This window comes from Thioclava sp. DLFJ5-1 (genome assembly GCF_002020115.1).
GTDB lineage: Bacteria > Pseudomonadota > Alphaproteobacteria > Rhodobacterales > Rhodobacteraceae > Thioclava > Thioclava sediminum.
This window is the reverse complement of record NZ_MPZU01000001.1, coordinates 38,876-63,159: the sequence shown is the minus strand read 5'-3', so window position 1 is coordinate 63,159 and position 24,284 is coordinate 38,876. Positions and strand designations below refer to the sequence as shown.

General features: G+C 62.9%; 24 protein-coding genes and 2 pseudogenes. 16 read left to right on the top strand and 10 right to left on the bottom strand.

Annotated elements, in window-relative coordinates; all coding sequences use genetic code 11:
• The first annotated feature begins 119 nt into the window (after positions 1 to 119).
• The 6 genes and pseudogenes from BMI86_RS00350 to BMI86_RS00320 all read left to right on the top strand — a co-directional run.
• Positions 120 to 1,094, top strand: a complete 975-nt coding sequence (locus BMI86_RS00350; protein WP_078540378.1) for an ABC transporter permease — start codon at positions 120 to 122, stop codon at positions 1,092 to 1,094.
• A 10-nt stretch (positions 1,095 to 1,104) separates the two neighbouring features.
• On the top strand, positions 1,105 to 2,094 hold the full coding sequence (locus BMI86_RS00345) for an ABC transporter permease (protein WP_078539265.1): 990 nt from the start codon (positions 1,105 to 1,107) through the stop codon (positions 2,092 to 2,094).
• Positions 2,091 to 3,617 carry a sugar ABC transporter ATP-binding protein gene (locus BMI86_RS00340; protein WP_078539264.1) on the top strand — a complete coding sequence of 509 codons (1,527 nt, stop codon included), beginning with the start codon at positions 2,091 to 2,093 and terminating at the stop codon, positions 3,615 to 3,617. The genes BMI86_RS00345 and BMI86_RS00340 overlap by 4 nt, the downstream gene beginning before the upstream one ends.
• Positions 3,617 to 4,486 (top strand): NAD(P)-dependent oxidoreductase, encoded by an 870-nt coding sequence (locus tag BMI86_RS00335; RefSeq protein ID WP_078539263.1) that lies wholly within the window; start codon positions 3,617 to 3,619, stop codon positions 4,484 to 4,486. Before BMI86_RS00340 ends, BMI86_RS00335 begins: the two co-directional genes overlap by 1 nt.
• Entirely contained in the window at positions 4,483 to 5,205 is a 723-nt protein-coding gene (locus tag BMI86_RS00330) for a ThuA domain-containing protein (RefSeq protein WP_078539262.1), read from the top strand. Before BMI86_RS00335 ends, BMI86_RS00330 begins: the two co-directional genes overlap by 4 nt.
• A gap of 801 nt (positions 5,206 to 6,006) precedes the next feature.
• Positions 6,007 to 6,366: pseudogene (locus BMI86_RS00320) on the top strand (hypothetical protein); the annotation flags it as partial.
• A 280-nt stretch (positions 6,367 to 6,646) separates the two neighbouring features.
• Here the strand turns inward: BMI86_RS00320 and BMI86_RS00315 are convergent.
• Positions 6,647 to 7,801 carry a low temperature requirement protein A gene (locus tag BMI86_RS00315; protein ID WP_078539259.1) on the bottom strand — a complete coding sequence of 385 codons (1,155 nt, stop codon included), beginning with the start codon at positions 7,799 to 7,801 and terminating at the stop codon, positions 6,647 to 6,649.
• Positions 7,802 to 7,898: 97 nt separating this feature from the next.
• Positions 7,899 to 8,819 carry an alpha/beta hydrolase gene (locus BMI86_RS00310; RefSeq protein ID WP_078539258.1) on the bottom strand — a complete coding sequence of 307 codons (921 nt, stop codon included), beginning with the start codon at positions 8,817 to 8,819 and terminating at the stop codon, positions 7,899 to 7,901.
• Positions 8,820 to 8,932: 113 nt separating this feature from the next.
• Between BMI86_RS00310 and BMI86_RS00305 the strand changes: the two genes are divergently transcribed.
• Both BMI86_RS00305 and BMI86_RS00300 read left to right on the top strand, forming a co-directional pair.
• Positions 8,933 to 9,826 (top strand): LysR family transcriptional regulator, encoded by an 894-nt coding sequence (locus BMI86_RS00305; protein ID WP_078539257.1) that lies wholly within the window; start codon positions 8,933 to 8,935, stop codon positions 9,824 to 9,826.
• Between the two features lie 143 nt (positions 9,827 to 9,969).
• On the top strand, positions 9,970 to 10,545 hold the full coding sequence (locus tag BMI86_RS00300) for a tyrosine-type recombinase/integrase (protein WP_078539256.1): 576 nt from the start codon (positions 9,970 to 9,972) through the stop codon (positions 10,543 to 10,545).
• A gap of 358 nt (positions 10,546 to 10,903) precedes the next feature.
• Here BMI86_RS00300 and BMI86_RS00295 read toward each other — a convergent pair whose 3' ends face one another.
• The 5 genes from BMI86_RS00295 to BMI86_RS21135 form a co-directional block, all read right to left on the bottom strand.
• Positions 10,904 to 11,209: a hypothetical protein gene (locus BMI86_RS00295; protein WP_078539255.1), complete on the bottom strand. Its 306-nt coding sequence runs from the start codon at positions 11,207 to 11,209 to the stop codon at positions 10,904 to 10,906.
• Between the two features lie 102 nt (positions 11,210 to 11,311).
• Complete coding sequence (locus tag BMI86_RS00290) at positions 11,312 to 11,614, bottom strand: hypothetical protein (protein WP_078539254.1); 303 nt, start codon at positions 11,612 to 11,614, stop codon at positions 11,312 to 11,314.
• A gap of 54 nt (positions 11,615 to 11,668) precedes the next feature.
• Positions 11,669 to 12,016 carry a GlsB/YeaQ/YmgE family stress response membrane protein gene (locus BMI86_RS00285; RefSeq protein ID WP_210402678.1) on the bottom strand — a complete coding sequence of 116 codons (348 nt, stop codon included), beginning with the start codon at positions 12,014 to 12,016 and terminating at the stop codon, positions 11,669 to 11,671.
• A gap of 311 nt (positions 12,017 to 12,327) precedes the next feature.
• A complete protein-coding gene (locus tag BMI86_RS00280; protein ID WP_078539253.1) occupies positions 12,328 to 13,188 on the bottom strand; it encodes an FTR1 family protein in 861 nt (286 codons plus the stop codon).
• A gap of 27 nt (positions 13,189 to 13,215) precedes the next feature.
• A complete protein-coding gene (locus BMI86_RS21135; RefSeq protein WP_168173751.1) occupies positions 13,216 to 13,557 on the bottom strand; it encodes a cupredoxin domain-containing protein in 342 nt (113 codons plus the stop codon).
• 139 nt (positions 13,558 to 13,696) lie between these two features.
• Here BMI86_RS21135 and BMI86_RS00270 point away from each other — a divergent pair.
• From BMI86_RS00270 to BMI86_RS00260, 4 genes and pseudogenes are all read left to right on the top strand, one after another.
• Positions 13,697 to 14,219: pseudogene (locus tag BMI86_RS00270) on the top strand (transposase); the annotation flags it as partial.
• Positions 14,220 to 14,498: 279 nt separating this feature from the next.
• Positions 14,499 to 15,170 (top strand): hypothetical protein, encoded by a 672-nt coding sequence (locus BMI86_RS00265; RefSeq protein ID WP_246831594.1) that lies wholly within the window; start codon positions 14,499 to 14,501, stop codon positions 15,168 to 15,170.
• Complete coding sequence (locus BMI86_RS21410; protein ID WP_246831593.1) at positions 15,170 to 15,496, top strand: LOG family protein; 327 nt, start codon at positions 15,170 to 15,172, stop codon at positions 15,494 to 15,496. The genes BMI86_RS00265 and BMI86_RS21410 overlap by 1 nt, the downstream gene beginning before the upstream one ends.
• A complete protein-coding gene (locus BMI86_RS00260; protein WP_078539251.1) occupies positions 15,465 to 16,844 on the top strand; it encodes an MBL fold metallo-hydrolase in 1,380 nt (459 codons plus the stop codon). The genes BMI86_RS21410 and BMI86_RS00260 overlap by 32 nt, the downstream gene beginning before the upstream one ends.
• Before the next feature lie 7 nt (positions 16,845 to 16,851).
• On the opposite strand, the gene BMI86_RS00255 is transcribed toward BMI86_RS00260, so the two are convergent.
• From BMI86_RS00255 to BMI86_RS00250, 3 genes are all read right to left on the bottom strand, one after another.
• Complete coding sequence (locus BMI86_RS00255) at positions 16,852 to 17,772, bottom strand: endonuclease/exonuclease/phosphatase family protein (protein ID WP_078539250.1); 921 nt, start codon at positions 17,770 to 17,772, stop codon at positions 16,852 to 16,854.
• Positions 17,773 to 17,965: 193 nt separating this feature from the next.
• Positions 17,966 to 18,160, bottom strand: a complete 195-nt coding sequence (locus tag BMI86_RS20795; protein WP_143594645.1) for a hypothetical protein — start codon at positions 18,158 to 18,160, stop codon at positions 17,966 to 17,968.
• A 124-nt stretch (positions 18,161 to 18,284) separates the two neighbouring features.
• Complete coding sequence (locus BMI86_RS00250; RefSeq protein ID WP_210402677.1) at positions 18,285 to 19,352, bottom strand: LacI family DNA-binding transcriptional regulator; 1,068 nt, start codon at positions 19,350 to 19,352, stop codon at positions 18,285 to 18,287.
• A 208-nt stretch (positions 19,353 to 19,560) separates the two neighbouring features.
• Between BMI86_RS00250 and BMI86_RS00245 the strand changes: the two genes are divergently transcribed.
• From BMI86_RS00245 to BMI86_RS00230, 4 genes are all read left to right on the top strand, one after another.
• Positions 19,561 to 20,538 (top strand): ABC transporter permease, encoded by a 978-nt coding sequence (locus tag BMI86_RS00245; protein ID WP_244176571.1) that lies wholly within the window; start codon positions 19,561 to 19,563, stop codon positions 20,536 to 20,538.
• Between the two features lie 32 nt (positions 20,539 to 20,570).
• On the top strand, positions 20,571 to 21,578 hold the full coding sequence (locus BMI86_RS00240; RefSeq protein WP_078539248.1) for a substrate-binding domain-containing protein: 1,008 nt from the start codon (positions 20,571 to 20,573) through the stop codon (positions 21,576 to 21,578).
• A gap of 121 nt (positions 21,579 to 21,699) precedes the next feature.
• Complete coding sequence (locus BMI86_RS00235; RefSeq protein WP_078539247.1) at positions 21,700 to 23,229, top strand: sugar ABC transporter ATP-binding protein; 1,530 nt, start codon at positions 21,700 to 21,702, stop codon at positions 23,227 to 23,229.
• The gene (locus BMI86_RS00230; RefSeq protein ID WP_166504566.1) at positions 23,229 to 24,284 is read left to right on the top strand and encodes an ABC transporter permease; all 1,056 of its coding nucleotides are present in this window, start codon (positions 23,229 to 23,231) and stop codon (positions 24,282 to 24,284) included. The genes BMI86_RS00235 and BMI86_RS00230 overlap by 1 nt, the downstream gene beginning before the upstream one ends.

Below are 24,284 nucleotides of genomic sequence, written 5' to 3'. Positions count from 1 at the left end.
GCGGCAGCGAGGAGGCTGCCCGACGGGAGGAGAAAATGGCGAATTTTCATGTGGAGAAGCCGGTCGCCTCGCGCGGCCAGCAAACTGCGCGCGTGGCGCGTGACATCAGGGGGAGTGGAATGAACCGAGACAGGTGGAAAACGATCGCGAGCGTTCTGGCGCGACAGGGCATTCTGGTGGCCTTCGCGCTGTTCCTGATCGGGTTTTCGATCTTTTCGGACCGGTTCCTGTCGCCTGAGAACATCCTTTCGGTGATGCGTTCATCAGCGATTATCGGGGTGATGGCGCTCGGCGTGACGGTGGTGGTGATCGGGGGTAATCTTGATCTGTCCGTCGGTTCGATGCTGTCCTTCTCGACGGTTCTGGTGGTCGATCTGCATGACAAGATCGGCCCGGCCCCGGCCATTGGCGTGATGCTTGTGGCAACATTGGCACTGGGGGCGGTGAACGGCCTTCTGGTCGGTGTTGCGCGGCTCAATTCCCTGATCGTGACGCTCGGGATGCTTTCGGCGATTCAGGGGCTTACGCTAATCTATTCGGGCGGCAAGAACGTCGATATCGTCAATCAGGACCAGACCTGGTTCAAGATTTTCGGGCGGGGCACCATCGCGGATATTCCGACGCCCATCGTGATCTTCGCGGTCGGCGCGATCTTGTTGCACCTGATGATGGCCTACACGCCCTTCGGGCGGCGCATCTACGCCACGGGCGGCAATGCGACGGCGGCGGTGTTCTCCGGCGTGCGGCGCTCGCGCGTGGTGTTCCTGACCTATCTGATCTCGGCATCCGGGGTCGCGATTGCCGCGATCATCCTCGGCAGCCGGGTCATGGGCTCGCAGAACAATGTCGGTCAAGGCTACGAGCTGCAGGTGCTGGCCGGGGTGATCCTTGGCGGGACCTCGCTGCTGGGCGGGGCGGGCACGATCTGGAAGACGGTGATCGGCGTGCTGATCCTCGGCTTCATCCAGAACGGCCTGCTGCTGATGGGCTTCGAATATTACGTGCAGTGGCTGGTGACCTGGGTGGTGATCATCCTCGCGGTCTGGCTCGACATCGCGGCCAAGCGTGGCCGGCTGCTTTCCCCGATCGCCTGAGGAGGAGACAATGGCGGATACCGTTATCAAATCGCCCGTGCGTTGGCTCGCTGCCAACCCGATCTGGGGCTTCATCGTTCTGATCTTCGTGTTCTTCAGCTTCGCGAACCCCTACTTCTTCGCGCTGCAGAACTTCCAGAACATCCTCGTCCAGACCTCGACCATCGGGTTGATCGCGCTCGGCATGACGCTGGTGATGATCAACGGCAATATCGACCTGAGCGTCGGTGCGGTCGTGGCGCTTGCGGCCAGCCTCTGCGTCGATATCCAGGGCTGGGAGATGTTTGCGGACTGGGGCAACTGGGCGATCCTGCCGGGCGTGATCGCGGCGCTGGTCGCGGGTACCGCGCTTGGTGCGCTCAACGGCTTCATCGTCTGGAAGACCGGGGTCGATGCCTTCATCGTCACGCTGGGCGCGATGCTCGGCGTACGTGGTCTCGTCTTCGTCTACACCAAGGAGCAATCCTTCTTCGCGATGAACTTCGCATTTTCGGATTTCGGCTCGAGCAGCATGGGGCCATTGCCGACATTGGCGGTGTTGTTCCTCGTTTGCACGGCGGCGGTGTATTTCCTGCTCGCGCGGACGGTTCACGGCCGAAACACCTATGCGGTGGGCGGGAACCGCTCGGCTGCGGTGAATGCCGGGATCCGGGTCGGGCCACACATGCTGATCAACTTCATGATCGTGGGCTTCTTCGCGGCGCTCGCGGGGGTGACGCTCTCGAGCCAGATGGGCGCTGCGACTCCGAACCTCGGCACCAATTACGAGCTTTGGGTGATCACCTCGGTCGTTCTCGGCGGCACCAAGCTCAATGGCGGGGCGGGGACGATCCTTGGCACGCTGGGCGGGGTTCTCGCGATCGGCATCCTGCGCAACGGGATGAACCTGATGCAGGTGCCCGCTTTCTACGTGCTGGTGATCCTCGGGACGATCCTGATCGCCGTGCTGCTTCTCGACAAGCAACTGAACCGCAAGGGCAAAGAGGAGCTTCGGGTATGAGCGATGTTGCTGCAACCAAAACCCCCGCGCTGCAACTCAAGGGGATCGTCAAGACGTTCCCCGGCGTGCGGGCGCTCGACGACGTGACATTCGAGGTCCGCGCGGGCGAGGTCCATGCGCTTCTGGGCGAGAACGGCGCGGGCAAGTCGACCCTGATGAAGGTGCTCGCCGGGATGTATCAGCCCGACGAGGGCACGATTGAGATCGAAGGCACCCCAGTCACGATGCGCACGCCGCTCGAGGCGAAACGACGCGGCGTGGTGCTGATCCACCAGGAGCTCTCGCTGGCCGAGGAGATGACGGTCGCCGAGAATATCTACCTTGGCGAGCTGCCCCGCCGGAGCCTCGGTCGGGTGGACTGGAAGACGCTCTTCGCCAAGTCGGAGGAAATCCTCAAACGGCTCAATTGCGGCTTCGGCCCGAAGGACCGGGTCGGCGCACTCTCCATCGCCAACCAGCAGATGGTCGAGATCGCCCGCGCGCTGACGGTGGATGCTAAGGTCGTTATTTTCGACGAGCCGACCGCCTCGCTGACCGATGCGGAAAAGGTGGTGCTGTTCGAGATTATCAACGACCTGAAAGCGCGCGGCGTGGGCATCGTCTACATTTCGCACCGGATGGACGAGATCTTCACGCTGGCCGACAGGATCTCGGTACTGCGCGACGGTGGCTATCGCGGCACGCTGGTCGCGGGCGACACCACCGAGGACGAGGTGATCCAGCTGATGATCGGGCGCTCGCTCGACCTGTCGCGCCGTCAACATTCCGAGGTGAAGACCGGTGAGGTCGCCCTGAAGGTCGAGGGGCTAAGCTGCGGCAAGCTGTTCCAGGATGTCAGCTTCGAGCTGCGCGAGGGCGAGGTGCTGGGCTTCTACGGTCTTGTCGGCGCCGGGCGCACCGAGATTGCCGAGACGCTGTTCGGCCTGCGCCGTCCCACCGCCGGCACGATCGAGATCGACGGTAAGGAAACCGCGATCCACTCGCCCGCCGATGCGATTGCGAAGGGTATCTCGCTGGTGCCCGAAAGCCGCAAGGAACAGGGGCTGGTGCTCGGCATGAACTGCCGCGACAACATCACCCTGCCGCAGGTCGGCGATCTGACCTCGGGGCCCTTCGTCTCGGACGGGGCCGAGATCGCGATCTTCGACCAGTATCGCGACACGCTGAAGATCAAGACGCCCAGCTGGCGGCAGGCGGTCGGCAACCTCTCGGGCGGGAACCAGCAGAAGATCGTGATCGGGAAGTGGCTGGCGATGCATCCGCGCATCCTGATCGTGGACGAGCCGACGCGCGGTATCGACGTGGGCTCGAAATCCGAGATACACGACCTGATCCGCGAACTCGCGCGCTCGGGCTATGCGGTGATCGTGATTTCCTCGGAAATGCCCGAAGTGCTGCATGTCTCGGACCGCATCCTCGCGATGTATCATGGTCGGGTGATCCGCCGCTTCACCGCCGAGGAGGTGACGGAAGACAGTCTCGTCGCCGCGATCTCCGGGATCGAGCAAGAACAGGTGGCGTGATGCGGATCGGTTTTGCAGGTTTAGGGCGCATGGGCGCCCCGATGGCGCGCAACCTGATCGCCGCGGGGCACGAGGTGAGTGTCTGGAACCGCTCGCACGAGCGTGCCGAGGCCTTTGCGCTCGAAACCGGGGCAGGGGTAGCCGCCACCCCGCGCGCCTTGGCCGAAGGGGCAGAGGTCGTCGTCACGATGCTGGCCGATGATGCGGCATCTTCTGCCGTGCATCTTGGTGAGGACGGTCTCTTCGCCGCTTCCGGCCCGCTGACGCTTCTGGAGATGGGCACGATGAGCCCCGAGCATATCGCCGATCTTGCGGGCGAGGCCCCTGCGGGCTGGCAGGTGATCGACGCGCCGGTCTCCGGTTCGACCGCGGCGGCAGAGGGCGCGAGCCTGATGATCATGGCAGGCTGCACCGAAGATCAGGCCGCGCCACTGCGTCCAGCACTCGATGCGATGGGCAAGACGGTGATCTGTCTGGGCAATGTAGGCGACGGCGCGGTGATGAAGCTCGCGGTGAACATGCTGATCCACAGCCTCAACCAGACCCTGGCCGAGGCGCTGAGCCTAACCGACGCAGCAGGCATCGACACAAGCACGGCCTTTGCCGCGATCGAAGCTTCGGCCGCCGCCGCGCCGATGCTGAGCTACCGCAAGCCGCTCTATCTCGACGAGGCGGCCCATCCCGTCAGTTTCACCGTGGCGCTTGCGCGCAAGGATATGGAGGTCACGCAGGCGCTGGCCGCGCAGCTTGGCGTCGGGCTGCCGCAGGGCGATGTCGTGCTGGAGCGGCTGCGCGCTGCCGAGACGGCGGGCCGAGGCGCGCGCGACATGGCCTCGATGGTCGATTTCAGCCGAAAGGATAAATCATGAAAGCTGTTCTCTTCGTTGGTGGCTGGGAAGGCCACGCGCCGACCGATTTTGCCGACTGGTGCCGCGACCTGCTGGAGGGTGAGGGCTTCGAGGTGGTCGTGCATGACACGCTCGCGCCTCTTGCCGAGCCAGAGAAGATGGCCGATTGCGATCTGATCGTGCCGGTCTGGTCGTCGGCCCGCTCCGCCCATCAGCCGGAATTCGGTAATATGACGAAAGCGGAGGAGGACGGCCTTCTCAAGCTGGTCGCCGATGGCTGCGGTCTGGCGGGCTGGCACGGGCATATGGGTGACGCGTTCCGCGACCGCCCGACCTATCACTTCCTGATCGGCGGGCAGTTCGTCGCCCACCCTCCGGGGTGGCCCGACAACCTCGTGCCCTCGGACGATTACGTCGATTACGACGTCACGATCTGTCGCCCCGCTGATCCGATCGTAAAAGGCATCCGCAGTTTCCGTCTGAAGTCCGAGCAATATTATATGCTTACCGATCCGTCGAACGAGGTTCTCGCGACGACGACCTTCTCCGGCGATCACCTGTGGTGGATCGAAGGCACGGTGATCCCGGTCGTCTGGAAGCGGCGTTGGGACAAGGGACGCATCTTCTATTGCTCGATTGGCCACACGCTCGACGATCTGCGGGTCGATCAGGTGACCGAAATCATCCGGCGCGGGATGCGGTGGGCGGCGCGGGGGCGCTCGCTCGAGGGTGCCCGATAAAGACGGCAGTCAGGTGCGAAAACATCGATTTACTGATGCAAGCCGATGCGGTCTTGCGGTCACTGTATCAGTTGCTCTCACCGACATATCTCGAAGACGACGAGGGTCGAGCGTCGTCGTTACAGTCCGAGGTGATCGGGTTCGGCACGGTGAGCCTTGACCTGGATCTCGCACTCGCAAGCGCGGCCACCGATCGCGAGGATGCTGTCAACGCCGGGCCTGGCGAGGTCGAAAGTGTGTGTCGTTCAATACTCGTTTTAGATTGGGTGAGGCATTTCCCTCCAATAAGGAAGTGCATTTGCTCTGTAGCGCCGAAGCGCCCTGAAAAGACCCGCGTGGCTTGTTGCCGGACCGCTCAGATGTCGATCCCTTGATCGCCAATGATGTTTGGCAGGTTCTTTCTGGGCTGGCAAAGATTACGGGCGGAGGAGAGGACCTTCGGACGCATGGCGGCGATGCCCATGGTCGCGAAAAGGGCATTGCGCCTGTTCATGCGCGGAGTGTCAGCTCGTTAGTTCATATGGCGAGCATCCCTGCGCTCTTCGTAGGCTCGGGGCTCATTAAGTGGCCTGCGCCGCCGTTGGCGGCATGTTTCCGGCCTCCCCGACTAAGACGGGACGATGAGAAATCTCTTCTGGCTGACCGACGAAAAGATCGCGCAACTTCAGCCATCTTTCTTGAGGTTTGCTACTCCCAAGTCGTTGGACAGGATTTGGTGGAAATCAAGCTGCTTGTTGCCCCTGCTGACCGGGTTGTTTGTTAGCATTGCTCTGCCAATCGGCCTACACAAGTGGTTGCTGGATCCGGTTCTTCATGTTCACCGCCCAAATCATTGACGACACCGGCGCGGCAGCTCTTCTGGTTCGCCTGTCCGCGGTTCGACGCTATGACGCCGACTGGTTTCGTGAAGCTTCGCGGAGCGAAAGGGGCGGGGGCTGCATTGCGGACCTCAAGTCGCGCAAGGTCGCCGGAAAATATGACAAGCGGTGCTACAAACGCCAAAACCGGATCGAGATCATGTTCGGTAGGTTTGAGGACTGGGTTCGACCGTTCTCTCGACCCAGTGCCGATCATGATCTCACCGTAGCGATCCGCTAAGATAGATGTCCGAAGGTGTTCCTCTCCGCTATAGCGCTCGCCGCGACTGCCCTGTTCTGGTGATGCATCCTGAGCATAGGATGTGACCTGAGCCCATAGTCGGAAGCGCTTGAATCGGATTTGTTCGCGCCAATGGCGCGTCGTTTTCGTGTTCGTTTGAATCGCCCCTGAGTTCTCGGGGGGGCTCTCGTTTGCCCATCGCTGCCGTTCGTCCAAGACGCAGCGAAGTGCGGCTCTCCGCCCTTCCAACTTCAGGGCAGTGAATGGCCCATAGCGGTCCTCGGGGCAGTGCGCCGCGAAAGTCTACGTTGCGTTAAACGGAGCCTCTAACTCAGACAATGGCTTACCCGTTTGCGCGAGCGGTGCCTGCGGCTCGCATCGCGGTCAACAGGACCAGCGCTACGGCGGTGACCGAGACCGGAGCGCCAGCGAAAGCGAGGATCGCGACCACAGCGGTCCCGGCCAAGAGCAGGTGCTGGCGCAGCAGACCTTCGCGGAACCTGTCCCGGATGAACCATAATCCGAACAGGTAAAGTGCAACGGGACCTGCGACCCAGCCTGAGGCGGTGGATGCGTCGATCTCGGAATGATGGGTCACGACATCCATCACCGCGCCCAAGCCTGCCGCGACCAGCGCGCCGGCGGCAAAGACGATAACATGGCCGTAGCCCCAGACGATGGCGCGACGAAATTCCGACGTTTCCAAATGATCTTCACTTTCAAGGAAATAAAGCCACCACAAGGCGAAGACGATCACCAGCCCCGAGACGGCGACGAAGATCAGTGGCGCTTCGGCTTGGCCCTCATAGAGATCACCGAACATCAGCGAGATCGAGACCACGACCTCGCCCAGAACGATAATGTTCAGCAGGCCGTAACGTTCGATGAGGTGGTGGCGATGCCAAGGCGTCTCGCGGGCGCGCTCGGCCCAGACCGGAACGGCCAGCTCCACCACAAAGATCGCGGCGAACACGGCAAGGAAGGCGGCGTGGTTGGGCGGCATCGCGAAATAAAGCGCGATCCAGAGCGCCTGAGCCACCGCGATGCCGATGGCATAGCGCAGCGCCGGGCGCCGATAGTCGGGGTTCGACCGCGCGGCCCGCAGCCACAGCGCGATCATGCCGATGCGCATGATGATCCAGCCGACCAGCGCATAGCTGAAATCAAGGGAGGTGGTGATGGACTCGACCCCTCCGGCAAAGACCGCGGCTCCGCTCATCACCACCATCGTCAGCAGGATGAACAGCGCATCGCCATTGTCGAAGGCTGAGGCGAACCATGTGAAGTTCATCCAGGCCCACCAAATCACCGCGAACAGGGCGATGAAGTTGAGCAGCATCTCCGGCCCGTGCCCTTCGGAAATCGCGTGGTGTAGCGTCACCGTGACCGAAGCAATGGCGACCACACTGACCAGATCGAAAAACAGTTCGAGCTGCGTGGCCGCGCGGTGGCCCTCGCGCGGATCGCGGGCGATGAGGGGGCGAATTCCTGTGGGCATCGGCGTCTCCTGTCCTTTTTGTCGTCAGGTTGGCACGGATCCCTCTGGTGCCAAAGAAAAACCCCGCCCGGGTTTCCGGGCGGGGTCGGTGACTGCGTTACGCTGCCAAATGCTTCTTGAAGAAAGGCGCGAGAACCGAGACCGCCTCGGCCACATATTGCTGACCATCATAGAGCATCATGTGGTTCGCTCCCTCGACGATGTGGAAGGCCTTGTCGCTGCTGGCGGCGCGCTCGAAGAGATCATCGCTCATCCATTTGCTGCCCGCCTCGGAGCCAGCCACGATCTGCAGGGGCTGGGTCAGGAAGGTCTCCGCCATGTTGAAAGCATCATAGGTGATAAGCTGGGTCAGGCTGCGTGCTGTGCCCCAGCCTGGTGCGGTCGGACATTGCGCACGTTGCGTGTGGTAATATTCCCAGGCCTGACGCAGTTCCTTGTTCGGGGCGTCTTCCTCTTTCAGCGGCGCCATCGGCATTTGCGCGACCGGGTTGCCAGCTGCATCCGAGCTCCGCGCCGCCGAGCCGGCCTCAATGTAGGGCATCGCGGCCTCCGAGGGCTGCTCGCCTTCCCAGCCGTTGCGCAGCATGGAGCCGATATTCACGGCGCTGACCGTGCCGACCGCCTTGATCCGGCGATCGTTGATCGCGGCATTGGCGGTGTAGCCAGCTCCGGCACAGACACCGGCAGCGCCGATCCGGTCGGTGTCGATGAAAGGCAGCGTGGTCAGGTGATCTATCACCGCACTCACATCCTCGGTGCGGATATAGGGGTTCTCGAGCTGGCGCAGCTCGCCGCCGCTCTCGCCCTGATAGGAGGCGTCATAGGCGATCGTGACGAAGCCCGCACGGGCGAGCTCCGCCGCATAGGTGCCCGCGGTCTGTTCCTTCACACCGCCGCCGGGATGGGTCACGACGATAGCGGGATACTTCCGGGTCTCGTCGAACCCTTCGGGCAGGTTGAGGATGGCCGACATCTCGATGTCGGGATTGTTGGAGTTCGCAAAGCTGATCTTGGTCATGTCTTAATCTCCTTGGGTTGGGCCATTTGCCCTTTCGATGGAGACAATATGCAGGCTGGCGCCCAAAGTGATTAGATGGCAAAATCTTAATGAACTTATAAATCAGGTGATGAATGCGGCGAGAGGATATCGCGGATATCTCTGCCTTCGTGATGGTGGCCGAGGCTGGCAGCTTTACCAAAGCCGCCCGACAATTGGGGATTACCCAATCCGCCCTTAGCCAGATCGTGCGGCGGCTGGAGGAACGGCTGGACGTGCGCCTGTTGGCCCGCACCACGCGCTCGGTCGCGCCCACTGCTGCCGGAGAGCGCCTCGTCGCGCGTATGGCACCGATGTTGCGGGACCTTGAAACGGGATTGACCGAGCTGATCGAGACCCGGGACCGGCCCGGCGGCCATATCCGTATCACCAGCGTCGAACATGCAGCGCGCGCTTATGTGCTCCCCGCTTTGGCGCGCCTGCTCTCTGACTATCCCGAGATCACGGTGGAAGTGATTGTCGATTACGGCCTGGTCGATGTGGTCGCCGACAGGTTCGACGCGGGCGTGAGGCTTGGCGCGCAGGTCGAGAAGGACATGATAGCGGTGCGCATCTCGCCCGACATCCCGATGGCCGTTGTCGCGACGCCCGAGCACATCTCGGCGCATGGACGTCCCGAACGGCCCGAAAGCCTCGTCGAGCATCGCTGCATCTGCCTGCGCCTCCCGAGTTCCGAGACGCTCTATTCGTGGCGTTTCGTGGCGGCAGATCGCGAGACCCAAGTGCGCGTATCCGGCCCGGTTATCTCCAACACTGCAGAGCTGATGCACAAGGCGGCGCGCGAGGGGCTCGGCTTTGCCATGCTTCCCGCAGATATGGTTGCGGAAGATCTGCAAGCGGGCCGGCTGGAACAGGTGCTGAGCGATGCGACGGCACCGTTGCCCGGGTATCACCTTTACTATCCCAATCGTCGCCACGCTTCGCCGGCTTTTCGCCTGCTCGTGGATGCGCTGCGGTATCGTGCGTAGAGACGTGATCAGGGTCCAAGTTCTTTGTTCGATTAGCGCACCCTGCGCGGAAAAAATCTAAGGACGGCCTGAGAAGAGGTAAGACTGGGATGCCAACGCCGGGTTGGTGTGGTGGCAGGGCGCGGTGGATCGGAGGAACCGCCATGCATACCATGAACCTGCCTGCCATCTGCGCCAAACGCCAAGCGTGGAACAAGGGCCGCCTCGTCGGCCAGAAACGTCCGCACCTTCCAAAGCACGTCTGGGCGATCCGCGTGCGTTTGGAGATCGCCGACAAGGTGCGCGACCTGGCGCTCTTCAACCTCGCCATCGACAGCAAGCTCCGTGGATGTGATCTCGTGACATTGAAGGTCGCTGACGTCTTCGCCGGTGGGCAGGTGAAAGAACGAGCTTCGATCATCCAGAGCAAGACACAGAAGCCGGTTCGGATCGAAATCACTGTGGGAACCCGCAATTCGCTGGCGGATTGGCTCGACGACCCGATGATGATTGGGTCAGAGTATCTTTGGCCTGGGCGTTTCCATGAGCGTCTTCACATCTCAACACCGCAATACGCCCGCCTGGTTCGTGACTGGGTGACCGCCATCGGCCTCGAACCCAGCTCCTACGGCACGCACTCGATGCGCCGCACCAAGGTCGCGCAGATCTATCGGAAGACGGGGAACCTTCGCGCCGTTCAGCTCCTGCTTGGCCATACCAAGATGGACAGCATGGTCTGATATTTGGGGCTCGAAATGGAGGATGCGCTTGCGATCTCTGAGGCCGTTGAGATCTGATCTACCGGGCCGCCCTTCATGGTCGGCCCTTTGCTGTCGTAGACCCTAGCCCCAACCAATGTCTGCTATTTCCAATCAAAAAAGGACGTTCGGTCCCCAATCAATATCGCGCGGAAGCTGCCCTCCCGCGAAAGCTTCACGTGATAGGATTTATGAGTTCGGGGCTGCACGATGTGCAGCCCCGCATCTGTCTTTCAGGAACACACAGTTCAAAACCGGTACCGAGGCAGCTCTACAAAAAGCGGCGCAGCGCGAATGCAGACTTCTCACGAGCCTACTGACCGGGAAACCGTAGCTTCCGTCAGCAATCCTCAGCCGGCAGCATGGTCACGTCGGAGTAGCGACCGTCGGAGGTCGTGATGCGTGCGCAGGCGCCAGTGGAGCGGTTGAAATACCAAGAGGTAAGTCCTTCGGACCGAATGCGCTCATAGCCGAGCGCCATGATCCCGCCTTCGGCCTGACCCGCGCGAGCGCCCTCGAAGGAGGAGAGGTCGTATTCGCTGCCGACCGCTGGGCGACCTTGCTCGGGCATGCTCGTGTCGCCGGTCTCCACGCAGGCGGCAAGCGGAAGGGCCGCGGCAAAGGTCCAGATCAGTTTCGTCTTCATGGTCGTCTCCTTCGAAAGTTTGTGCGCCAGTTCAGATCTATGCGCGGTGGGAAATCTTGGCTGCGGCCCCGCTATGAGGGAGGCGAGGCCGCAGGAGGCGCGTCAGTTCGCGTATTCGCTGAAGACTGTGACGCTGCCGTTCGCTTCAAGGCGGCAGGTGTATTTGCTCCCGCCCGCCATGAGCGTGAGGATCGGGCCGCCGCCGGTCTGGATGCGATCGAGGATGGAAACCGAGCTGGCGCTGGTGCCGGTCAGGGTCGCAGCCTGCGCGACGCAGGGATCGGTCATGGTGTCGAACTGGGCATCGGTGCCGCTGAGCGCCGGGTCCGAGCCTCCGGTCTCGACGCAGCCTGCGAGCAGGGCCGAGGCCGCGAACAGGCCTGCGATGGTCACAGTGGTCTTCATGGTTCTTCTCCCTCCAGGTTGGTCGTCGGTGAGTTCGGGCGACATCCGCAGGGCTCAAGCCTTTCGGATCATCTTCACGATCAGCAGCAGGAGCACCGCTCCGAGGAACATCACGATCAGCGAGCCGAACGCGCTCGCGATCTGAATTCCGAACAGCCGGAGCAGAACGCTCGCGAGGATCGAGCCGCCGATCCCGATCAGAATGTCGAGCCCGATACCGGAACCGGTCCCCTTCACGAGCAGGCTCGCAAGCCAGCCGACGATCCCGCCGACGACGACGGCGATCAGGATGCCGATGATCAGCCCCATCCCGGCGCCGACCGCGTTCGCGGGCCCTTGCTGCGCGAAGGCAGGCGCTGCGAAAGCGGTGGCCGCGAAGGCCATGAGTAGTTTCTGTTTCATCACTGGATCCCCAAGATTGCTTTGAAATCTTTCAGGCCGGGCGAACGGTTCTCGACCTCGATCAAGTTCGGTCCCGTCTCTCCGGGAGCATTCCGCCGATGTAGTCGCCCACGGCCCCGGCAAGAGCGGTGGGCCAATCAAGACGTGCCTCCGTAGCCCAAGGCGCGTGAAATGAACCACCCGATGATAAGGGCGACGCAGCCAATGAGTCCGTATTTGACCGGTGTGCTGAGAGCGTTGAACAAGGCTGTCTCCACCTGTTGAGGCTTTCGGGGCAGGGGCCATACGCCGCCCCCGAAAGTCGGTGCCGATCAGAGGTAGCCTTCGCTGCCCATGAACATGGTTTGCGGGCGGGCCTGCAGGCTGCGGCTCTGCCAGCGCAGGATACCTGCGACCGTGGCCCAGTAGACGATCCAGCCGCTCAGCGTCGCGGCGTCCGGCGCGGCGCGATAGCCGGTCAGCGCCGAGATCAGCCCGCAAACACGACTGCCGTCATCGAGCACCGCGCTCATATCCCAGAGCGGCGCGCCGAAGGGCAGGATGCCTGCCGAGACGAGATCATCGACACCGGTGGTGAAAAGCGCCGCGCCCAGAAGCAGCAGCATGACCTCGGACACCCGGAAGAAACCGCGCCACGGCATGAAACGCGCCCCGGCCCGCAGCGCCGCATAGCTTGCCCCAGCGGCAGCCACGCCCACGGCGATCGAGGCGAGACCCCCTGCGATCTCGCTCTGCTTCGCCGCCGCGAGCGAGCCGTAGAGGAAGACCACCGTTTCCGAGCCTTCGCGCGCCACTGCCGCCATCGCGAGGACGAAGACCGCCCACCAGCTTTGGCGTATCGCGGCGGCTTTCAGCCCGGCCTCGAGGTCGCGTTTCAGCGTGCGGCCATGGCCGCGCATCCAGACCACCATCTGCACGATCAGCCCGGCTGCGACGAAGACCATCACCGTCATCAAGTCCTGCCGGACATCTGCCGACAGAAGCTTCGAGAAGCCCAACAGCGTCAGCGCGAAGGTCAGCGCCAGCGCGAGCCCCGTCAGCACGCCACCCCAAAGGAAGCGCGCCGTCCGACGTCCGGCGCCTTCATGCGCGAGCCAGCCCGCGAGAATGCCGATGACGAGAAGCGCCTCGACGCTCTCGCGCCACAGGATGAAGATGATCTGTCCGTCCATGACATTCTCCTGCGGGTGGAAGATGGATTATTTGACGACGATCGTGCCCTTGGCGGTGTCGAGATCCTCGTGGAATTCCTCGACGAAGGGGTAGTTGCCAGCAGGTAGCGCCGGAAGGTCGATCGTCTCGGTCTGGCCCGGCGCGATGATCTTCTCGATACGCAGGCGCTTGCTTTCGAACTCGGCAGCTGTCTTGCCGGTATTCGAGACGGTCAGCGTCACGGCGGTATCGGCGGCCAGGTCGATCATTTGCGGCGCGACGACACCGTCGGTCAGGGTGATCGTGGGAACGGCCTCATCTGCCACGGCAAGGGCCGGCGCACAGGCCAGCACGATGAACGCGGGAATGATGCGTGAAATACGGGTCATGATGTTCCTGCTTGTCTGTTCGCTCGTCGAATAACCGACAAAAACACTTGGATCAATAATTCCCGATAAAAATGCTAAGCTGTTTCGCCCGCAGATAGGCGCTCGATGCTGAACGGGCCGAGTCTGACCTTCCTCACTTCCAAAGAGCCATGGCAAACCGCGGGTCGATGACCGGCGGGTCATGAACGGAATAATCTTCATTAATCGTAATGGCTTGCGTTGGTCCGATGCGCCGCCAGAGTATGGCCCGCCGAAGACTCTCTACACCCGATGGAAGCGCTGGAGGTGAGTGGCTGAACGCCACTGGTCCGAGAGAAGCCACGAACGGGGTATTTTCGCCCGGATGATGGAGGGGCTTGCTTCCGGGGCCGCCGACCGGAAGACAGTGATGATCGATGTGAGCAGGCGAACGCCATGCGTTCGAGTGAGCCTGCGGTTGAAAAAGGGGGGTGTGGCAGGCTAATTGGGCGGAGTTCGAAGATCAGAAAACGATCCGGGGGATCGTTTTCCTGAGAACGGGTGGCATGAACACCAAGTTGCATGCCGTCACGGACGCGAACGGCCGCCCGATCAAGTTCTTCATGACAGCCGGCCAGGTCAGCGACTACACCGGTGCGGCGGCCCTGCTGAGCAGCCTGCCCGAGGCCGAATGGCGGCTCTCCGCCCAGGCCACCGAGCGGGTAGCGACCGGCCCTAAGCTGACATCTGTTTTTGCGAGAACGCTGCCTGAGAACGGCGGAGCAAAAGTCGGTCACGGTAGCGGCGGGATGCGCCTGCTGCGGGCGGCGTAAAAGTCGTCCACTTTTACCCTTTCTGGCGACAGGGAGGGTGCGAAGATTTTTCGCCGTGGACTTGTATCGCAAGGTTCGACTTGCCTGCGCCGAGGAGATCGTCAAGCTTGCCACCGCAAGCCTGCCGGTTCGGTAATCGAGGAGGAGCCGATGTCGGAGACAATCGAAGAGGAAAGCGCCAAGCCCCGGCCCGCCGATGACGTGGCGCGCGAGGTCGATCTGCCGTGGTGCCAGCCCAAACCCGGCCACGAGGATGTCCGCGCCCCCGATCTGATCCGCGAGATCATGGCGCATCCGAACTACCTGCAGGCCGATGAGGATGTCGATTTCCTCAACCGCGACGAGATGCGCGGCCCGCGCCTGCAGCTCGATTACCAGAAGGCCGAGACGTTGCTGCGCGAACATGGCATCGCCCATTCGATCGTGGTCTTCGGCGGCACCCGCATCCCCGAACCGGAAGCCGCGCGCGAGAAGCTGGCCGATATGGAGGCCCGCAGCGCGGCCGATCCGAGCAATGACGATCTGACCCGCCGCGTCGAGATCGCCAGACGCGTCGTCGCGAAAAGCCGCTATTACGACGTCGCCCGCGCTTTCGGCCAGATCGTCGGCGCACGCGAGGGCACGCATGGTAACCGTCTGGTGATCGTCACCGGCGGCGGGCCGGGGATGATGGAGGCCGCCAATCGCGGTGCGCATGATGCGGGTGCGCGCACAGTGGGGCTCAATATCACGCTCCCGCACGAGCAATTCCCCAACCCCATATCACGCCCGGCCTGTGCTTCCGCTTCCGCTATTTCGCTCTGCGCAAGCTGCATTTCCTGATGCGCGCGCGGGCGCTGGTGGTGTTTCCGGGCGGCTATGGCACGCTCGACGAGCTGTTCGAGACGCTCACGCTGATCCAGACCCGCAAAATCCGCCCGTTGCCGGTGATCCTTGTCGGGCGCGACTATTGGAGCCGGGTCTTCGATCCGGAATTCCTTGTGGAGGAGGGGGTGATCGACCCCGAGGACCGCGACCTGTTCTGGTATGCCGAAAGCGCCGACGAGATCTGGGAGGATATCGGGCGTTGGTATGCGCAGTTCGGTCGCAATATCGACGAACCAATGGGAGGAGAGGATGAAGATTTCATTTCACGGTGCCGCGCATGAGGTGACGGGGTCCTGCCATCTCGTCGAATGCGCGGGGCGCAAGATTCTGATCGATTGCGGCATGTTCCAGGGCCGCTCGGAACTGACCGAGGACAATGCCGCGAAATTCGGCTTCGAGCCCTCCGAGATCGACATGGTGCTGCTGACCCATGCCCATCTCGATCACTGCGGGCGGCTGCCGCTTCTGGTCAAGCGCGGCTTCAAGGGCGAGATCATCACGACCTCGGCCACGCGCGATCTGGCGCGGCTGGTGATGCTCGACGCGGCCCATCTGCAAGAGGAAGAGGCGCGCCATCATCACCGCCATGGGCGGCGCGGCGGGTCGCGTGAGGCTCTTTACGACACGATGGATGCGCTCGACGCGGTCGATCGGTTCGGGCGCAACGCTACCTATCGCAAGACGCTCTCGCTGTTCGACGGAATCGAGGCGACCTTTTTCGATGCGGGCCATATCCTCGGCTCGGCCTCGATCCGGCTTGACCTGACCGAGCATGGCCGCACCCGAAAGGTTCTGTTCTCGGGCGATCTGGGCCCCGACAATCGCCCGCTTCTCAACGATGCCGACCCGCCCGACGATGCAGATGTCGTGGTTATGGAAACCACCTATGGCGAGCGCGACCATCGCGGGCTCGAGGCCTCAATCGCGGAATTCCTCGCCGCGATCCGCGCGACCACGGGGCGGGGCGGCAATGTCATCATCCCGACCTTCGCGCTGGAGCGCGCGCAGGAGCTGCTGTGGTTCCTGCGCGAGGGGATGGCCTCGGGCGAGATCGAGAAATCGCTGCGGGTGTTTCTCGACTCCCCGATGGCGATCTCCGCGACCCGGATCTTCGCGCGCCATGACGAGGCGCTGCGCCCGGAACTGGCCAAGATCATTCGCAAGGGGCGCGACCCGTTCCAGCTGCCCGAGCTGCATTTCACCCGCGAGACGCAGGATTCGATCGCGCTCAACGAGATCCGCTCGGGCGCGGTCATCATGGCGGGCTCGGGGATGTGCACGGGCGGGCGCGTGCGCCATCACCTGCGCCACCACCTCGCGCGGCAAGAAAGTGCAGTGATCTTCGTGGGCTATGCCGCCGAAGGGACGCTGGCGCGGATCATCGTGGACGGGGCGAAACATGTGAAGCTTTTCGGCGAGGAGATCCCGGTGCGTGCGCAGATCCACACGATCAACGGCTTCTCCGCCCATGCCGACCAGAGCGATCTGAAACGCTGGCTGGCCCGCACCCGCCACCCGGAAAAGATCTTCCTCGTGCATGGCGAGAAAAAGTCGATGGAGGCCTTCGCGAAAGGGCTCGACCCGGCGAAGGTCGTGATGCCCGAGCTGCACCAGAGCTTCGAGCTCTGACTGCGCTTCACAGCCCCGGCAGGTCGATCGCGACGGCCGCGTGATCGCTTGCATGGGGGCGGTGGCGGCCGACGCCGGGCAGGTGCTCGCCTTGATAGCGGGCGGCCTCGGCGCCCAGCCCTTTGCGCAGGATACGCGGCGCCGCATCGGGGTAGCGCGCGGCGAGCGCGGGCGAGGCGAGCAGCACATCGGGGCAATGATAGCGCCCCGAATGCGGGTCGTAATAGGTCCAGCGCTCGGGCCGGGGCATCCGCGCCATCAGATCCACGCTGAACCCGTGTTCGAGCGGCGCGGTCGCGCGGGGCAGGGGCAGCTCGGGGTCGTCGGGTTCGTTCAGATCGCCAAGGATCAGCCAGAGCGCGTCGGCCGGATCGTCGAAGTGCCGCTCGATCAGCGCCCGCGTCGCCAGCGCCTCAAGGCGCCGGGTGCGCCAGGCGGCGGCCTCGTCGGGGTAGGGCGATTTGAAATGCGTCACGAACAGCGTCAGCGCGCCCACTTCGACCATCAGGCAATCGCGGCGGAAGACCGGCATCTCGGGGTCGACGCCCTCGGGCAACTCCAGCCCCAGATCGCCCGGCGTCAGAGCGGCATGGCTGCGCACCGCTCCCAACGCGCGGCGCGACAGCACCGCCAAATCGAGCCCGCGCCCGTCATTGCCCGGCAGGCAGACCCGCTCGGGATAGGGCCGCGTGCCGGTGGGCAGCAGGTAGCACGCGTGGAAGTGCTCCAGCGTCGCGAGGTCGAACACCTCCTGCAGCGCGACCAGATCGGCGTCGATCCCGGCGAGCAGTTCCGCCGTCAGCCGCCGGTCGATCGGATCGAGGCGCGGGTCCTCGGGGTCGTCGCTGTCCCAAGCCCCATGCAGCCGCCCCAGCTCCCGGTTCGGCAGCAGGCGCATGTTTTGGGTGTTGAGGCTCGCGATCCGCATCTTGGCGTTAGCATCGCATGGGCAGGGCGGTTTGGAACAGCGCGAATGCGTCCTTTGATCCTCCCCCAATCAAGTGGTCCGCCGGTATGTTTAGGAAAACGGAGGATCAGAATGGCTACGAAGCGACACAAGCCGGAAGAGAGTGTCACGGTGTGAGGGGGCCGTGGCCCCAGTGGGCCCGCGCAAGCCCCGATCACGCGGCAAGTTGAGGTGCTTGACCACGTCGCAGCCAGAAGAACGAGATGTCGCTGAACAGCAGAAAGCCGACATTCGGCAGAAGCGCAGCGAATGTCTGCTCACCGCCCAGGCCGGTCGTCAAGGCTGTCGGCTGGAAAGCCCTTCGACGATGGGCATTTGAACCACGGGCACCCAGCAGAACGTTTCCCATGACCAGTGAGTGTCGCCCCCTGGTCTGAAGCAACCTTTCCGAACGCGGCAGGTTTCCGCGACGCGCTGCAATGACCGAAGTTGATGCCCGTCCTCTGGCTGCACGATAGCAGAAGCATACGCGGTTAGCGCTTCCTGTCTTGTGCCTTTGCGACGCTGTCGCGCACGACCAGTTCCCCCGTCATCAGAACCTTGACGGGAGATTGGTCACGGTCGTCCGCCGCTATGAGGTCGTCGAGCAGGCGGATCGCCATTGCGCCGATGCGCGCTTTCGGCACGTCGACCGAGGTCAGGGGCGGGTCGAAGACGCTCGAGGTGGGCAGGTTGTCGAAGCCCACGACCGAAACATCCTCCGGCACTCTGTGGCCCAATTCGCGCAAGGCCCGGACGAAGCCGAAGGCGATTATGTCGTTCGCGCAGAAATAGGCATCCGCGACGGGCCGGTCGCGCAATTGAGTCAGGGTCTCTTTATAGGCCCCTTCCAGCGTCGACATCACCGAAAGTTCCAGCGCATCCTCGCCCTGCAATCCGAGTGCCGCGGCCGCGGTCTGGAAAGCCCTTTGACGCAGTCGGAAGTTCATCACCTCGCTGTAGCTCCCGACATAGCCGATCTTGCGGAAGCCTCGCGCGATCAGATGTGAGAGCGCGTCGTGGACGAGTTGATCGTTATCCATGTCGACGAAATTCGCCTTCAGGAATGGGTGGTAGGTGTCGATGAGCACCGTGGGGAGCGGCGCGTATTCAATGATCGTCTCGATATCCTCGCGCGACAGTTCGGTGCCGAGCACGACGATCCCGCGCGGCTCCGTCCCCTCCAGGTCGGACAGCATCTGCTGAAGAGATTCCTGCTCGTAGCTTACGACCTGCAAGGCGTAGTCGCGCCGCAGCGCCTCGAAGGACATGCCGTCGATATAATCCGAGATGAAGTGGTTGTGGTCGCGGTTCACCGTCTGGCCGTGCCGCGCGATTTTCAGGAAACGGATCGTGTTGGTGGCTTCCTGCCGTGGCCGATTCGAACGCGGCGTGTAGTTCAGCGCTTCCACTGCCTGCAGGACGCGGGCGCGGGTGGCCTCTGAGATATCGCCCTTATCGTTCAGAACCAACGACACGGTGGCAGCGGAGACCCCCGCATGCCCGGCAACTTCGCGTAAAGTGACCGGTTTCTTCGGCTGAACTTCCATGGTCTCGCTCATCCCACCTTCATTTCATGGCGATTTGTCTGTGCCGCACATGGGCGGAACGCACGGTCCTTTTAATCTCACGCGCCGAGAGGGGCTAGTGAACAAACGGGGTTGACTTTAGTAAACATAATAGTAGCAATTTAGTAAATAAGATAATTATTCAGTAAACGACACGGGGGAGGAGATGTCGAAACTGGACGGGAATCTGTTTGTGTTGTCCGTGCTCATCGTGCTGCTTCTCGCAGTCGGCGGCGCGGCATCCGGCGGCAATTACCTTTCGATCTACAATTTGCAGTCGATGGCGAACCAAGTGCCCGAGATCGGGTTGCTCGCCATCGGCGTGATGCTCGCGATGTGCTCAGGCAATGGCGGGATCGACCTGTCGGGGATCGCGCTGGCGAACCTTTCGGGGGTGGCCTCGGGGCTTGTGGCTCTTTCGATCTTCCCGGTGGACGAGGCCCCGGTGCTGTTCACCATCACTTTCGCTGGGGGCTGCCTGCTGATCGGCATGCTGGGGGGCGCGCTGAACGGATTTCTGATCTCGCGCTTCGAGATCACGCCGATCCTGTGCACCTTGGGCACGCAGATGGCCTTTACCGGTGCGGCGGTCGTGTTCTCGGAAGGGCGCTCGGTCATGATCGGGTCGCCGCCCGCGCTCTATGATCTGGGCAACGGCCTGATCTTCGGAGTGCCAGCGAGCTTCCTGATCTTCCTCGGCGCGGCTTTGATTTTGGGGGGCGTGCTGCGGTTTACGCCCTACGGGATGAAGCTGATGCTCACCGGGGCAAACCCGAAAGCGGCGCTCTTCAGCGGGTTCAACCGCGACCGCATTCTGATCACGACCTACGCGCTGTCGGGGCTGATGGCCGGGCTTGCCGGGGTGATCATCGCGGCACGCAACATCAACGTGAAATGGGACTACGGCACCTCCTACTTGCTGATCGCGATCCTCGTCGCGGTGATGGCGGGGGTGCGTCCTGATGGCGGGTATGGCCGCGTCGTCAACGTGGTGCTTTCGGCGATCACTCTGCAGCTCCTGTCGAGTCTGCTGAACTTCGTCGGGTTCTCGAATTTCGTGCGGGATTTCGCCTGGGGCGCGCTGCTGCTGTGCTTCCTCGCGGTGAACCGCTTCGAGCTGGTCGACCAGTTCATCACACGCTTTTCGCTGGGGCGCGCGGCGCGCGCTCCGAAAAACTGAGCCGAAGAATGTAATCCAGGGAGGAGATCATCATGGCATTCAAAGGACTTAAAATCGGCCTGTTGGCCGCGACAACAGCAGCGATGCTGGCCGGTGCGCAAGGGGTCGCGGCGCAAGAGGGCAAGTCGATCACCACGGTCGTCAAGATCAGCGGCATTCCGTGGTTCGACCGGATGAAGACCGGCGTCGAGAAATACGCGCAGGAACATTCCGACATGAAGATCGAGCAAGTCGGCCCTGCCACGGCGGATTCCGCGCAGCAGCTGCAGATCGTTCAGGATCTCGTGGCACGCGGCGTCGATGCGCTGGCCGTCGTGCCGATGGATCCGGCGATCCTCGAAGGCGTGCTCAAGCGCGCGATGGATCGCGGCATCGTCGTCGTGACCCATGAGGCCGATAACCAGAAGAACACCATGGCCGATGTCGAAGCCTTCGATAACGCCGAATACGGTGCGGCCCTGAACGAGCGTCTGGCCAAGTGCATGGACGGCAAGGGCAAGTGGACGACCTTCGTCGGCTCGCTGGGCAGCCGCACCCATATGCAATGGGTCGGCGCGGGCGAGGAGAACGCGAAGAAATATCCCGACATGGAACTCGTCGATCCGAATAACGAAAGCTTCGACGACGCCCAGGGCACCTATGAGAAAGCCAAGGAAATCCTGCGCAAGCATCCGGATATCAAGGGCTTCCAGACCTCGGCGGGCAATGACGTGCTCGGCGTCGGTCGCGCGATCGAAGAAGCGGGTCTGGCCGGTAAGGTCTGCCTCGTGGGCACCGGTCTGCCGAACCCTTCGGCGGCCTATCTCGACAGCGGAGCAATCACCGCGATCGGGTTCTGGGATCCCCAGAAGGCCGGCATGGCGATGAACTCGCTGGCCACCAAGATTCTCGCGGGTGAGGAAATCACCGACGGCATGGATCTGGGTGTCGACGGTTACCACAGTGTCAGCGTGCGCCCCGGCGCAGGTGACGGCGTGCTGGTCGTGGGCAACGGCATGGTTCTCGTCGACAAGGACACCTACAAAGAGACCCTTTTCTAAGGCGTGAAAAAATTGGTCGGTCGGGGGCAGCCCCGGCCGACTGTCAGACGGCCCGTGCCCAGGCTGGAGGAGCTTTGGCGCATGGGATGGAAGCGACCGGTGTTCAGGGGGGAGCAATCAGATGTCAGACGGACATTTTCTGGAGCTGCGCGGCATCCATAAGCGCTTTGGCGGTGTTCACGCGCTGCGTGGTGTCGATGTGACGATCGATACCGGCGTCGCCTATCACCTGCTGGGCGAGAATGGCTGCGGCAAGAGCACCTTCATCAAGATTATTTCGGGCGCCCACGCGCCCAGCGAGGGGGAGATCGTTCTGGACGGGCAGGCGCATAGCGAGCTGTCGCCGATCCAGTCACTCGAAGCGGGGATCGAGACGGTCTATCAGGACCTCTCCTTGCTGCCGAACCTCTCCGTCGTGGAAAACGTCGCGCTTGGCGACCAGCTGGTAAGCGGCAACGGGCGCTTGATGCGTCTGTTGAACCGCCGCCGCCTGCGCGAGACTGCGCGCGAGGCGATCCGCAATGTCGGGCTGGAGCCGACGGCGAAACTCCTCGGCACGATGGTGGGGGATCTGCCGCTTGCGATCCGTCAGCGCGTCGCCATCGCGCGCGCTATCGCCGCCGATGCGCGGCTGGTGATCATGGACGAGCCGACCACCTCGCTCACCCGGCACGAGGTCGACGCGCTGATCGAGCTGGTCGGCAAGTTGCTCGAACGCGACGTGGCGGTGCTGTTCGTCACCCACAAGCTGGAGGAGTGCTACCGCATCGGCGGGCAGGCGATCATCTTCCGCGACGGCGAATGTATTTCGCAGGGCCCGATCGCGGACTATTCGCGGGCCGAACTGTCGCATCTGATGACCGGGCGCGAGCTGGACACGATGCGCTATCGCAAGGGCACGCCGCAGGCCGAGGAAGTGCTTCGCGTCGAGGGCGCGAGCTCCGGCGCGGCCTTTGAAGATGTCGCCTTTTCGCTGAAAGCGGGCGAGGTGCTGGGGATTACCGGGCTCTCGGATTCCGGGCGCAACGAGGTCGCCCTCGCGCTGGCTGGCCACCAGCCGCTGAGTTCCGGTCATTTCGAGATTTCGGGCGCGCGGGTGCATCTCGACTCTCCCGCGGACGCGATTGCGCGCGGCATCGGCTATGTCCCCGAGGACCGCCTCTCCGAGGGTCTGTTCCTGCAGAAATCGATCTACCAGAACGAGGTGACACTGATCCTCGACCGGCTGCGCGGTCGCGGCGGCATCGTCGACAAGCGCAAGGGCCGCGAGGCGGCGAGCAAGATTTCCGAGGCAATGAACCTCAATACCGGCAATATCGACCTGCCGGTGTCCGCTTTGTCTGGTGGCAACCAGCAACGTGTGCTGATCGGTCGGTGGCTCAGCATCGAGCCGAAACTGCTGGTGCTGCACGGCCCGACGGTCGGCGTCGATGTCGGCTCCAAGGACACGATCTACCGCGCGATCCAGGCGATGGCCGAGCGCGGGATCGGGCTGATCATCGTCTCCGACGACCTGCCGGAACTGCTGCAGAACTGCGACCGGATTCTTGTGATGAACCGCGGTCGCCTTGTCGATGAACTCGACGCCGCGACCACCGACGAGAACCGTATTTACCAATCGATGCTCGGCTCGGCGAACGAGGCTGCCTGATGACCATGGTGCAAGAGATGAATGACCGATCAACGCCCAAACGTCCCGAGGACAAACTGACGATTTGGGAGACCCTCCGACGCCGACCCGAGATGGTGACGCTGACCATCTTGGTCGTGATCTGCGTGGCGGTGTCGATCATCAACCCCAACTTCCTGCAGCCGGGCTCGCTCATCGATATGGGCCGCGCGAGCGTGGTGACCGGCCTCTTCGCGCTCGGCGTCTTTGCCATTCTCGCGGCAGGGGGGATCGACGTTTCCTTCACCGCGATCGCGGCGCTGACGATGTATTCGCTGACGAAATTCGTGATCACCGTGGCGCCCGATCTACCGATGGCTGCGATCATCGCGATTGCCGTTGTGGCCGGGGCGCTTCTGGGGGCGGTGAACGGCCTTCTGGTTCACGGTCTGCGCGTGCCCTCGCTGATCGTGACGATCGGGACGCAATACCTGTTCCGCGGGATCCTGCTGGCTTTCGTCGGCACGGTGTGGCTGATGGAGCTTCCGCCGCAGATGACCGCCTTCGGCAAGGCCGCGCTCTACCAGTTTCAGGGCGCAAATGGCGTGACGGTCGATCTGCCCGCCTATTTCCTGATCTTCCCCGTGGTCGTTGGGCTGGCGTGGTTCCTATTCGACCGAACGCTGATGGGCCGGGCGATCTTCGCCACCGGCGGCAACCCGGAGGTCGCGGCACGGCTCGGCTATGGCCAGCGCGTGGTGCATGTCTTTGTCTTCGCCTTCGCGGGAGCGCTCGCAGGTCTGGCTGGCATCATCCATGTCAGCGCGACCCGCATGGCCAACCCGTTCGATCTGGTCGGCACGGAAATCGAGGTGATCGCCGCCGTCGTTCTGGGCGGGGCGCGGATCACCGGCGGCACGGGCTCGGTGCTGGGCACCGTGGCCGGTGTTCTTCTGATCACCGTCGTCAGCAACACCCTGGTTCTGGTGGGAATCCCCAGCACCTGGCAGCGCCTCGTCGTGGGCGCGTTCATCCTTCTCGCAGCGGCCTTCTTCGTGCGCCGCAAGCAAAAACCCAAGCAACGCAAAGCAGAGTGA